Annotated in this window: 11 protein-coding genes; 9 read left to right on the forward strand and 2 right to left on the reverse strand. The window is 62.6% G+C overall.

Annotation, left to right across the window (positions count from 1 at the left end):
* Positions 1-60: 60 nt before the first annotated feature.
* The 3 genes from pmbA to AC1RDJ_RS01620 all read left to right on the forward strand — a co-directional run bounded on the left by pmbA (position 61) and on the right by AC1RDJ_RS01620 (position 5,417).
* Positions 61-1,413, forward strand: coding sequence for a metalloprotease PmbA (gene pmbA, locus AC1RDJ_RS01610; RefSeq protein ID WP_071321923.1), 1,353 nt, complete (start codon positions 61-63; stop codon positions 1,411-1,413).
* Positions 1,414-1,664: 251 nt separating this feature from the next.
* A complete protein-coding gene (locus tag AC1RDJ_RS01615) occupies positions 1,665-4,076 on the forward strand; it encodes a TonB-dependent receptor plug domain-containing protein (protein ID WP_493026315.1) in 2,412 nt (803 codons plus the stop codon).
* A 30-nt stretch (positions 4,077-4,106) separates the two neighbouring features.
* Complete coding sequence (locus AC1RDJ_RS01620) at positions 4,107-5,417, forward strand: aminotransferase class V-fold PLP-dependent enzyme (protein ID WP_493026557.1); 1,311 nt, start codon at positions 4,107-4,109, stop codon at positions 5,415-5,417.
* Between the two features lie 51 nt (positions 5,418-5,468).
* Here the strand turns inward: AC1RDJ_RS01620 and AC1RDJ_RS01625 are convergent, their stop codons facing one another.
* Positions 5,469-6,593, reverse strand: a complete 1,125-nt coding sequence (locus tag AC1RDJ_RS01625; protein WP_493026316.1) for a M14 family metallopeptidase — start codon at positions 6,591-6,593, stop codon at positions 5,469-5,471.
* 142 nt (positions 6,594-6,735) lie between these two features.
* Here AC1RDJ_RS01625 and AC1RDJ_RS01630 point away from each other — a divergent pair, with 142 nt between their 5' ends.
* Positions 6,736-6,987: a hypothetical protein gene (locus AC1RDJ_RS01630; RefSeq protein WP_071321926.1), complete on the forward strand. Its 252-nt coding sequence runs from the start codon at positions 6,736-6,738 to the stop codon at positions 6,985-6,987.
* A 167-nt stretch (positions 6,988-7,154) separates the two neighbouring features.
* On the opposite strand, the gene paaX is transcribed toward AC1RDJ_RS01630, so the two are convergent.
* Positions 7,155-8,084: a phenylacetic acid degradation operon negative regulatory protein PaaX gene (gene paaX / locus AC1RDJ_RS01635; RefSeq protein WP_071321927.1), complete on the reverse strand. Its 930-nt coding sequence runs from the start codon at positions 8,082-8,084 to the stop codon at positions 7,155-7,157.
* Between the two features lie 224 nt (positions 8,085-8,308).
* On the opposite strand from paaX, the gene paaA reads away from it, so the two are divergent.
* From paaA to paaE, 5 genes are read left to right on the forward strand one after another with little or no spacing between them, the layout of a single operon-like run.
* Positions 8,309-9,298, forward strand: a complete 990-nt coding sequence (paaA, locus tag AC1RDJ_RS01640) for a 1,2-phenylacetyl-CoA epoxidase subunit PaaA (protein WP_289884740.1) — start codon at positions 8,309-8,311, stop codon at positions 9,296-9,298.
* 28 nt (positions 9,299-9,326) lie between these two features.
* Positions 9,327-9,611: a 1,2-phenylacetyl-CoA epoxidase subunit PaaB gene (gene paaB, locus AC1RDJ_RS01645; RefSeq protein ID WP_034746356.1), complete on the forward strand. Its 285-nt coding sequence runs from the start codon at positions 9,327-9,329 to the stop codon at positions 9,609-9,611.
* 14 nt (positions 9,612-9,625) lie between these two features.
* Entirely contained in the window at positions 9,626-10,378 is a 753-nt protein-coding gene (paaC, locus tag AC1RDJ_RS01650) for a 1,2-phenylacetyl-CoA epoxidase subunit PaaC (RefSeq protein ID WP_493026558.1), read from the forward strand.
* On the forward strand, positions 10,378-10,905 hold the full coding sequence (gene paaD, locus AC1RDJ_RS01655; RefSeq protein ID WP_493026317.1) for a 1,2-phenylacetyl-CoA epoxidase subunit PaaD: 528 nt from the start codon (positions 10,378-10,380) through the stop codon (positions 10,903-10,905). Before paaC ends, paaD begins: the two co-directional genes overlap by 1 nt.
* A gap of 39 nt (positions 10,906-10,944) precedes the next feature.
* Entirely contained in the window at positions 10,945-12,024 is a 1,080-nt protein-coding gene (paaE, locus tag AC1RDJ_RS01660) for a 1,2-phenylacetyl-CoA epoxidase subunit PaaE (RefSeq protein ID WP_493026318.1), read from the forward strand.
* Positions 12,025-12,049 lie beyond the last annotated feature (25 nt).

A 12,049-nucleotide genomic window follows, 5' to 3' on the forward strand; every position in this document is an offset into this window, starting at 1 on the left:
TGTAAACTGTAAACGACTGCTATGATAACCTTTTTAGCGGCTTTCCGAAGAAAACAGCACATGAACGACTCCGTATTTACCCATAGCCAAGAGCAATTGAAGCAACTTGCCCGTGATGTGTTGTCTTTTGCGCGGGAAGCGGGCGGCACCGACGCCGCCGTCGAAGTCAGCGAAGGCGGTGGCCTGTCTGTTTCTGTACGAAAAGGCAAGATCGAGACGATCGAGCAAAACAAGGACAAGGGCATGGGCGTGACCGTGTTTGTCGGCAAGAAGCGCGGCAATGCCAGCACGTCCGACTTTTCGCCGTCGGCCCTGCGCGCCACCGTGGATGCCGCCTACAACATCGCCCGCTTCACGGCCGAGGACGATTGCGCGGGCCTGGCCGATGCCGAGCTGCTGGAAATGGCGCCCCGCGACCTGCAACTGTTCTATCCGTGGCTCATTTCCGCCGAGGAAGCCGTCGTGCTGGCCCAGCGGGCCGAAGCGGCCGCGTTTGCCGTCGACCCGCGCATCACGAACAGCGAAGGCGCCGGCGTGCACGTGCAGCAATCGCATTTCGTTTCCGCCAATTCGCGCGGCTTCATCGGCGGCTACCCGTTTTCGCGCCACACGCTGTCCGTGGCACCCATCGCCGGCAAGGGCGCGAAGATGCAGCGCGACGACTGGTATTCGTCCGTGCGCGATGCATCGAAAATGTCGAGCCCGGAAGCCATCGGCCGCTATGCCGCCGAACGCGCGCTGTCGCGCCTGAATGCGCGCAAGCTGGGCACGCGCACCTGTCCCGTGCTGTTCGAGGCGCCGTTGGCGGCCGGCTTGCTGGGTACCTATGTGCAAGCGACCTCGGGCGGCGCGCTGTACCGCAAGTCCACTTTCCTGCTCGATTCCCTGGGCACGCAGGTGCTGCCCGATCACCTGCAGATCTTCGAAGATCCGCACGTGATCGGCGGCGTCGGTTCGGCGCCGTTCGATGAGGAGGGCGTGAAGACCGTCAGCCGCGACGTCGTCAAGGATGGCGTGGTGCAAGGGTATTTCCTGTCGACCTATACGGCCCGCAAGCTGGGCATGCAGACGACGGGCAACGCGGGCGGTTCGCACAATCTCTACCTGACGTCGTCCCGCACGGCCGCCACCGACGATTTCGTCGCCATGCTGAAAAAGCTGGGCACGGGCTTGCTGGTGACGGAACTGATGGGACAAGGAACCAATTATGTGACGGGCGACTATTCGCGCGGCGCCTCCGGCTTCTGGGTGGAAAATGGCGTGATTCAATACCCGGTGGAAGAAATCACCATTGCCGGCAACATGAAGGACATGCTGCGCAATATCGTCGCCGTCGGCGCCGACGTGTTGCGCCGCGGCACCAAGCAGACCGGTTCCATCCTCATCGAGAGCATGGTGGTGGCCGGCGGCTGAGCGCTGCCAGCTCCTCCTTCCGCAACAAGGCGCCGTGGGCGCCTTTTTTCTTGTCCGCGTGCTTTCTGCTCCGTGATCCTGGCGTCATACGGGTGAAATATTCGCTTCGTATGATGGCGCCATCTGACGTTATTTGCGCAAATTAGATGCTTTTAATGTAAGTAGGCCGAACTTCGTGATATTTCATGCAAGATGCGAATCTTGCCCATCACGCGTCGTTGTTGATCCAATCCTGCATAGTGACTCTTTCCATGACCTACTCCCGTACCCGCATCGCCCGCGCGGTGGCCCTGTTGTGTGCCATGAACGCCGTCTTCGCCAGCCAGGCGCATGCCGATGGCGATGCGCCCGCCGTTTCCGCGTCCGCCGGCAATGCCCTTGAGGCGCCGCAAGCCGTGATCGTCACGGGCACGCGCGGCAGCAACCGCACGCAGTTCGACACCATGGCGCCCGTCGACGTGTTCAACCGCGAAGATATCGGCGCCGTCGAGTCGTCGGACTTGAACGATGTGCTGGCGCAACTCGTACCGTCGTACGTGGTACAGCGCTTGCCGATGGCCGATGGGCAAGTCTTCGTGCGTCCTGCAACCTTGCGCGGCCTGTCGCCGGACCAGACCCTGGTGCTGGTCAACGGCAAGCGTTTCCACCGCAGTGCCCTGCTCGGCGCGCGCGGCGCGCAGGCGGCCGACCTGGCGCAGATTCCCGTGTCTGCCATCAAGCGCATCGAGGTGTTGCGCGACGGTGCCTCGGCCCAGTATGGTTCCGATGCGATCGCGGGCGTGATCAACATCATCCTCGACGATACGCTGGGCACGGAACTCTCCGTGCACCATTCGCAATACTCGGAAGGCGACGGCAAGGGTAACGAGCTTAACCTGAAAACGGGCTTTACCTTTGGCGAGACGGGCAAGGCGACGATTTTCGGCGCGCTGGCCAAGTCCGACCCCACTTCGCGCACGCGCCAGCGGGCCGACGCCATTGCTTTCCAGAACGCGCATCCGGAGCTGAAGGTGCCGAATCCCGTGCAGCGCTGGGGCCAGCCTGAACTCGACAGCAAGCGCCTCGGCTTCAATGCCAGCATGGCCCTGTCCGACACCACGGCGCTGTACGGCTTTGGCCTGTTCAGCCGCAGCGACGGCACCTCGGACTTCAACTGGCGCAACCCGGACACGAGCACGGGCGCGTACAAGACCAGCAGCCTGTTCCCCGGCTGGGACTTGCGCAGCATCTATCCGCTCGGTTTCAGCCCCAGCTATTCCAATGACCAGGACGACCTGCAAGTGGTGGCCGGCGTGCGCGGCCGCTTCAACGACCGCTTCGGCTGGGATGTGAGCGCGTCCTACGGCCGCAACCGCATCGATTACCACCTGGCCAATTCCATCAATGCCTCGATGGGGCCGACCAGCCCGACGGCGTTTTACCTGGGCCAGCTGTCGCAGGAGGAAAAGATCCTCAACGCCAATTTCAACTATGAATTACCGGTGGCCTCCTTGCCGCAGCCCGTCAATATCGCGTTTGGCGCGGAAGCGCGCAACGAAACCTATGGCGTGCGCGCCGGCGATGCGGCGTCCTACCTGGTGGGACCGGGCGCGGCCATCGGCCTCGATGCGAACTCGAATGGCGCGCCCGGTTTCAGCGACCGCCAGGCGGGCAGCTGGGGCCAGGACAGCTATGCGGCCTACCTGGACGTGGAAGTGCCGCTGAGCCGCGCCTGGAGCGTGGGCGGCGCGGCCCGCTATGAGCATTTTTCGGAATTCGGCAGCACCGTCAACGGCAAGTTGTCGGCCCGCTACGCGCTGAGCGAGGACTTCGCCTTGCGCGGCTCCTACTCGACGGGTTTCCGCGCGCCGACGCCGGGCCAGTCGAATACCAACAGCACGAATCAGGGCCTCGATACCAAGACCTTGCTGCTGTTTACCAGCGGCCGCCTGGCGAATAACGATCCGCTGGCCATCCTGCTCGGCGCGCAGGCGCTGAAACCCGAAAAATCGAAGAACCTGTCACTGGGCTTTACGTGGAAGACGCCGGCCGGTTTTTCCGGTTCCGTCGACGTGTATGACATCAAGGTCAGCGACCGCTTCAGCACGTCCGCCGCGTTTGCCGTGCCGGCTGGCGTGGCCAACCCGCTGCGCTACACCTCCGTCAGCTATTTCACGAACGACTTCGACACCACCACGCGCGGCATCGATATCGTCGGCAGCCACCTGAGCCGCATCGGCGACGGCAAGCTGAACCTGACTCTCGCCTACAACTACAACACGACGCAAGTCGATGGCGGCAAGTCCAGCCTGGTCACCAATCCGGCCCAGCGGCAAGTGTTCGAAGAGCGCCTGCCGCGCCAGAAGGCCACCGTCAGCGCAAACTATGATCTCGGCAGCTGGAATACCCTGGCCCGCGTGCGCTACTATGGCGCCTGGACGGACAATTCCGGCAATGCCACGGGCGATATCTTCCAGCGCTTCGGCGCCATGCAATTTCTCGACCTGGCCGCCAGCTACAAGATCAGCGAGCAGCAGTCGCTGCGCGTGGGCGTCGACAATGTGCTGGATAAGTATCCCGACGAGGCAACGTTCCAGGCCAGCCGCGGTCTGATTTACTCGCGCAATGCGCCGTACGACACGGATGGCCGCAACCTGTATGTGGAATATAAAGTGAAGTTCTAGGCGTCACATTCTAAGGGGCACTTTTTGAAAATGAATCCTCAACGCCGCGCGCTGCTGTGCGCCGGTTCGCTGGCGGCGGCGCTGCCGTTTGCTGCGGGCGCCGCCGGCGCCGCGCCGCTGGCAGCGGTCTTGCCGCCGCTGCCAACGGTGCCGCCCGGCACCACGCCGGACATGCTGGCGACCAGGCCGGCATACTGGCAGGCCGTGGCCGCCCAATACGACACGACCGATGCGGTCGTGCAACTCGATAACGCCTTCTGGGGTTCGATGGCCAGGCCCGTGCTGGCACATTACGAGCAGCAACTGGCCATGGTCAACCGCGACAACGCCTGGTATGCGCGCATGCGCTTCCCCGCCGACTTCGAGGCGGCGCGCGCGGCGGCGGCGAAGGCGCTGGGCGTGGCTACCGATGAAATCGTGCTGACGCGGGGCGCCACGGAAGCGCTGCAAGTGCTGATCGCCGGCTACAACCGCTTGCAGCCCGGCGATACGGTGCTGTACGCGGACATCGATTACGACAACATGATCACCGTCATGCGTTGGCTCAGGCAGCGGCGCGGCGCCGACGTGGTGGCTATCACCATGCCGGAACCGTTTACGCACGATAGCGTGGTCGCCGCCTATGTGGCCGCCATGGATCGCCAGCCCAAGCTGAAGCTGATGCTGCTCACGCATGTGAACCACCGCAACGGCATGGTCTTGCCCGTCGCCGAGATCAGCCGCCTGGCGCGCGAGCGGGGCATCGATGTCATCGTCGATACGGCGCACGGTTTCGGCCAGCTGGACATGACGATTCCCGACTTGCAGGCGGACTTTGCCGGCATCAACCTGCATAAATGGATAGGCGCGCCCGTGGGCGTGGGCGCCGCCTACATCAGGCGGGGCAGGGTGGCCGATATCGACCCGTATATGGGAGAAACGGCGGGAGAGGATATCCGCACGCGCGTGCACACGGGCACGGTCAATTTCGCCGCTTACCTGAGCTTGCCGACGGCGCTGGACTTGCACGCGCAGATCGGCGTGGCCAATAAGCAGGCGCGACTGCGGCTATTGCGCAACCGCTGGGTGGACGCGGCGCGCGGCATCGACGGCATCGAGGTGCTGGCCTCGAGCGACCCGCGCCTGACGAGCGCCATCGCGTCGTTCCGCCTGAAAGGCAGGACGAGCGTGGCCGATAACTTTGCCTTGTCGAAAAAACTGGTGGAGGAACACGGCATCTTTGCCGTGCCGCGCGACGGTCTCGCTTCCGGCGCTTGCCTGCGCGTGACGCCCGGCATCTTTACGCCCGAGTCGCACGTGGACAAGCTGGTGGAGGCCTTGCGCAAGGTTGCCAGGGGCTGATGCGAAGCGCGGCCCGCCTGCGCGGGGCGGGCCGCGTGACCGCGGTGATGCTTAGGCGCGCAAGGTCGACAGGATAGGTTGCAGCACGGCAGCCCCCAGGGCGGCGCTGCGTGCACCGCTCCAGCCCGTTTGCGGGTCCGGATCGTTGGCGTTGTCCTTGAACGGCAGTTCCAGGGTCAGCGACAGGCAGCCGAAGGCGTGGGTGATGTGGGGCGAACCCATGGTCAGCACTTCCGGCGTGAACGGGCCGTCTTCATAGCCGTGTTCATCCTGGAAGTCGGGGCTGGCCACCTTGAAGTCGGCGATGAAGCGGTCTTGCTCGGCTTTTTGTGCTGGCGTGAAGTTTTCCAGCGCATCGCTGCCGGCCACGAACACGTACGGCAAGCCTTCGTCGCCATGCACGTCGAGGAACAGGTCGCAGCCGATTTCATGCATCTTCTGTTTCACCAGGAACACTTCCGGGCTGCGCTCCATCGTCGGCGTCATCCATTCGCGGTTCAGGTTGGCGCCGGCCGCGTTGGTGCGCAGGTTGCCATGCACGGAACCGTCCGGGTTCATGTTCGGCACCACGTAGAAGACGGCGTCTTGCAGGCATTGGCGGGCAAATGGATTGGCCTGGTCCAGCAGCGCCTCGAGCATGCCTTCGACAAACCATTCGGCCATCGTCTCGCCCGGGTGCTGGCGCGCAATGACCCAGACTTTCTTCTCGGCATCGGCATCGCCGACCACCAGCAGATTCATGTCGCGGCCTTCCACGGTGCTGCCCAGGTCGATCAAGCGCACCAGCGGCGACGCTTGCGCGCTGTCGATCAGGGCCAGGTGGCGATCCCATGGGTACGGTTCGAAATAGGCGTAGTACACGCTTTCCTCTTCCGGCGTGTGTGCGATGGTCATCACGGTGCCGTCAAAGCTGGTGGGCACGCGGAACCATGTTTCGCGGTCGTAGCTGGCGACCGCCTGGTAATCCTTCCAGCCGTCCGGGTAGGCCGACTTGCCTGCATTCATGAAGCGGATCGTGCACGCCTCGCCCTGCGCGCCTTGCAGGCGGAAATAAAACCACTGCGTGATGTCGGCGTGGGAATCCTTGCGAATGTTCAGCTCGATGGATTGGGCATCGTTGGCGCGCAGCACTTCGATCGCGCCGGCATCGAATTGCTGGCTGATTTTAATGGTCATGAGTGTTCCTGATAAAAACAAGAGAGGTTTTGCATCGTGTGCAATGGCGCGATGATACCTGTTTTGTCTGCGTCTTTGTGCTGGCGCAAACGACGCGCGATGCGCTTTGCTAAGGTGATAGCTCGAACATCGGGAGATCATCATGGACGACAACGGTAAACACATACGCGAGCTGGAAAAGAAAGTCAGCGCCCTCAGCGACGCGCTGGCGCACCTGGGCAAGGGCACGACCTTGCAGGAATTGCTGCGCATCCTGCGCTTTCCCGGCTACACGACGCCGGCCGAATTCACCTTCAATGCCGCCATCCTCGACACCATGCTGGTGCAGGCCAATGCGCTGGAAAAGCTGGGGCAGGATTTGCTGGCCGGGGCGAAACAGGTCGTCGTCAAGTAATGAGCGTCTGATGAATCGTCTGATTGATCGTCTGATTGATCGTCTGATTAATCAGCGCCTGTTGCAGCACGCCTGCCGAACGCCTGCAAAATGTTCGGGGCCCGGCGCAGGGCCGCAGGCAGCGCAAACGTAGGCTTGGGCCCTGCAGCGCCGCCATGGACGTTTTCTCAGCTGTTCAACCCGCCGAAACGTTCGTAGAACCACGGCTCCACATCGGGCGCCTGTGCATCCTCGCGCCGCAGGGTGGCCAGGATATGCTCCTCGGCGGCCGCATACGTGATGCGGTACAGCGCGCGCGCCAGCGCGTAGGCCTGCGTGCCGGGCCACGGTTCGGGCAGCAGCTCGACGGGCAGTTGCGGATCGTGCAATTGCACGCGGCGGTAGGCGTGCGTCAACAGTGAGCGGATGACGAACGCTTGTTCGGCGTCGAACACGGGGTTGTCTTGCAGCAAGGTCAGCAGCGGCTGGAAGCTGGCGATGAATTTTTCATAGCCGGCCATCACTTCCGACAAATCCCAGCATTCGCCCACCATGTCGCGCAGCGGGCGCGTACTGACGCCCGGCAATTCCGTGGTGTGGCACACATACAGCTTGCCCTGCACTTCGTTGCGCGCGAGGATATCCTCGAGCGCTTCCGCATTGCTGGCCGGATGGCCGAAGATGCCGGGCGCGATCAAGCCATAGCCAGCCCACAGCAATTCCTTGCGCAGGGCGCCCCGCTCGGCGGCGCCGATGCTGCCGGCCGGGCCGATCACCAGGGTCCAGCTGCCATCCCAGTGCGCGACCAGCGGCGCATAGATGCGGCGGTAGGCGCGCTCGAAGCGGGCCAGCGCGTCGGGACGTATCGTATAGGCGCTGCGGCGGCCATCCCTTTGCGAGCTGAGCCAGCCTTCCTGCGCCAGGCGGAACACGCTGGTGCGCAGCAAGCGGTCGTTGACGCCGAACGGCGCCAGCAATTCGATCAGGCTGCCGAGCCAGATGGCGCCGCCGCGCGGCACGATGGCATCGCCGAAAATCGTCATTACCAGCGACTTCGAGCGGGGCGGGTCGGTGGCGAGGAAGGCGGCTATCCATGTGCTGCAAGCGGTGTTCTTCATGTGGTCCTGGTCTGGCCGTATTGGTCGTTTCAATAAAAGCAGCAGTTTACTTTGCCATGCGCCGGGGCGTGGACTATTTTTTCACATCATACCCCCGTAAAAGGCTCATAAGATACGGATTTATGAAATGATTCAAATCAAGTGTATGCAAATCGTTTTATGTATCGTATTATCCGTGTATCGCTTTGCGCTATAGCAAAGAAACACGACATGGGAGACACATCATGTACGCACAAATGGTTGAAACCGGCCTCAAAAACGTCCGCTCGATCGACGACATGGGATCGGAAGAACGCGCTTTTCAGGCGCGCATCGACGAAGGCATCAAGATCGAAGCCAAGGACTGGATGCCGGACGCCTACCGCAAGACCCTGATCCGCCAGATTTCGCAGCACGCCCACTCGGAAATCGTCGGTCAATTGCCTGAGGGTAACTGGGTCACGCGCGCGCCTACCCTGAAGCGCAAGTCCATCCTGCTGGCGAAGATCCAGGACGAAGCGGGCCACGGCCTGTACCTGTACAGCGCCGCGGAAACCCTCGGTGTCTCGCGCGACGAGCTGCTGGCTGCCTTGCACTCAGGCAAAGCCAAGTATTCCAGCATCTTTAACTATCCGACCCTGTCGTGGGCCGACATGGGCGCCATCGGCTGGCTGGTCGACGGTTCCGCCATCATTAACCAGATTCCCCTGTGCCGCTGCTCGTATGGCCCGTATGCACGCGCCATGATCCGCGTCTGCAAGGAAGAATCGTTCCATGCGCGCCAGGGCTACGACATCATGATGTCGCTGTGCAAGGGCACGCCCGCGCAGAAAGCCATGGCGCAGGATGCGCTGAACCGCTGGTGGTGGCCTTCGCTGATGATGTTCGGCCCGTCCGACGCCGCTTCCGTCAACAGCGCCCAATCGGCGCAATGGCGCATCAAGCTGTTTTCGAACGATGAGTTGCGCCAGCGCATGGTCGACCAGACCGTGCCGCAAATCGAATACCTGGGCCTGACCGTGCCCGACCCCGACCTGAAATTCAATGCCGAAACGGGCCACTATGAATTCGGCGAGATCGACTGGTCCGAGTTCAACAATGTCTTGAAGGGCAATGGCCCGTGCAACCGCGAGCGCCTGCAAACGCGCGTGAAAGCGTATGAGGACGGCGAATGGTTCCGCGATGCCTTGGTCGCGTATGCAGACAAGCAAGCCGCTAACAAAGCGGCAGCGTAAACAGATAAGACAGATAGGGGAGAGCAACATGAGCAAAGAATGGCCATTGTGGGAAGTTTTCATCCGCAGCCAGCACGGGCTGGCGCACAAGCATGTGGGCAGCCTGCACGCTTCCGACGCCACCATGGCGGTCAACCATGCGCGCGACGTCTACACGCGCCGCAATGAGGGCGTGAGCATCTGGGTGGTGCGCGCAGCCGACATCGTCGCCAGCAGCCCCGGCGACAAGGGCGCGCTGTTCGAACCATCGAACAGCAAGGTGTACCGTCACCCCACCTTCTTCCCGATGCCGGAAGAAGTCAAGAACCTGTGATGGGAGCGCCTGCGATGGATGACAAGGTCAATTACCTCCTGCGCCTGGGCGACAACGCCCTGGTCCTCAGCCAGCAGCTGTCGCAGCTGTGCGGCAAGGGCCCGGCGCTGGAAGAAGACATGGCGCTGACCAACGTGGCGCTGGACCTGCTGGGCCAGACGCGCTTGTGGTTCAGCTATGCGGCCGAACTGGAAAACGCGGGGCGCGACGAGGACGATATCGCCTTCCTGCGCGACGCCCACGACTTCAAGAACTGCCTGCTGCTCGAGCAGCCGAACGGCAATTACGCCGACACCATGATGCGCCAGTTCTTCTTCGACACCTGGCACTACTTCCAGCTGCTGGAACTGACGAAATCGGCTGACGCGCGCATCGTCGAAGTGGCGCAGAAGTCGATCAAGGAAGTCACCTATCACCTGCGCCGCAGCGGCGATCTTGTTGTGCGCCTCGGCGACGGCACGGAGCAAAGCCACGCGAAAACGCAGGCCGCGGCCGATGCGCTGTGGATGTACACGGGCGAGATGTTCAAGTACGACGCCGTCGACCAGGCCATGGTCGCCGCCGGCATCGCACCGCCGTCCGACATCCTGCGCCAGGCTTTCCTCGAGCACGTGGCCGAGATCTTCGCCGAAGCCACCCTGACCATGCCGGCGCCGGACGCCTGGATGCAAAAGGGCGGCAAGCAGGGCACGCACACGGAGCACCTGGGCTTTATCCTGGCCGAGATGCAGTTCCTGCAGCGCGCCTATCCCGGGGCGGAGTGGTAATGAACACGGCCACGGCAGCGCTGGACGCGGCCCAGGTCTGGGCCTGGCTCGGCGACGTGCCGGATCCGGAAATCCCCGTCATTTCAGTGGTGGACCTGGGCATCGTGCGCGCCGTCGAAGTCACCGGCGGCGATGCGTGCATCGTGACGATCACGCCCACGTATTCGGGCTGTCCGGCCATGCAGGTGATCGCCGATGCCGTCACGGATGCCTTGCGCAGCCACGGCGTGGCCAAGGTGACCCTGGTGAACCAGCTGTCGCCCGCGTGGACCACGGACTGGATGAGCGAGGCGGGCAAGGTCAAGCTGCAAGGCTATGGCATCGCCCCGCCGCAGCAGCAGGTGATCGACATCAGCGGCTTGCGTGGTGGCGTCAAGCGCCAGGCCATGCCAAGGCTGGACGTGATCTGCCCGAACTGCGGCTCGACGCATACGCAGCTGACCAGCCAGTTCGGCTCCACGCCGTGCAAGGCCCTGTACAAATGTCTCGACTGCCGCGAACCGTTTGATTACTTCAAGTGCCACTAGCCACGCTAAAACAAGGCACGAAGAAACTGGAGATGAAGCATGAGTAAATTTTATCCGCTGTCCGTGGCAAACGTGCGCAATGAAACGCGCGACACCATCGCCGTCACGTTCGCCGTGCCGGCCGAGCTGGAACAGCAGTTCCGCTTCCAGCAGGGCCAGCACCTGACCCTGCGCGCCAATATCAATGCGGAAGACGTGCGCCGCTCGTATTCGATCTGCTCGGCGGTGCAGGACGGCACCCTGCGCGTGGCCATCAAGCGCACGCCGGGCGGCGCTTTTTCGACCTGGGCCAACGACACCCTGAAAGCGGGCGCCACCATCGAGGTGATGCCGCCCATGGGCCACTTCAACGTGCCGCTCGACTGCGTCAACCGCAAGCACTACCTGGCTTTCGCGGCCGGCAGCGGCATCACGCCCATCCTCTCCATCATCAAGACCACCTTGCTGACGGAACCCCTGAGCCGTTTCACGCTGTTTTACGGCAACCGCGCCTCGTCCTCCGTCATCTTCAAGGAAGAATTGACGGACTTGAAGGATGTGTACCTGGAGCGCCTGAACCTCGTGTATGTGATGAGCCGCGAGCAGCAGGACATCGAATTGTTCAACGGCCGCATCACGCAGGAAAAATGCGAGCAGTTCCTGCAGCACTGGATCAAGGTCGAGGACTACGACAACGCCTTCATCTGCGGCCCGGAAGACATGATGCTGGGCGTCTCCGCCGCCCTGCAGGCGGCCGGCATGCCGAAGCAGAATATCAAGATCGAACTGTTCGCGGCCAGCATCCCGAAAAACGCCCACAAGCCGCGCGCCCAGATGGACGCAGGCGTCGTGCAGGAAACGGAAGTGACCGTCATCATGGACGGCAACCACACCACCTTCACGATGGACAAGGACAAGGAATCCATCCTCGACGCCGGCCTGCGTCAGGGCATCGACATGCGCTACTCGTGCAAGGGCGGCGTGTGCTCCACCTGCCGCTGCAAGATCCTCGACGGCAAGGTCGAGATGGACGTCAACTATGCGCTGGAAGATTATGAAGTGGCGCGCGGTTTCGTCCTCAGCTGCCAGAGCTTCCCGCTGACCGACAAGGTCGTCGTCGACTTCGACCAGGCAGAATAAAGCCGGCGCAGGGCTGGTGCCCTGC

Source organism: Janthinobacterium sp. GW822-FHT07H10, assembly GCF_058798675.1.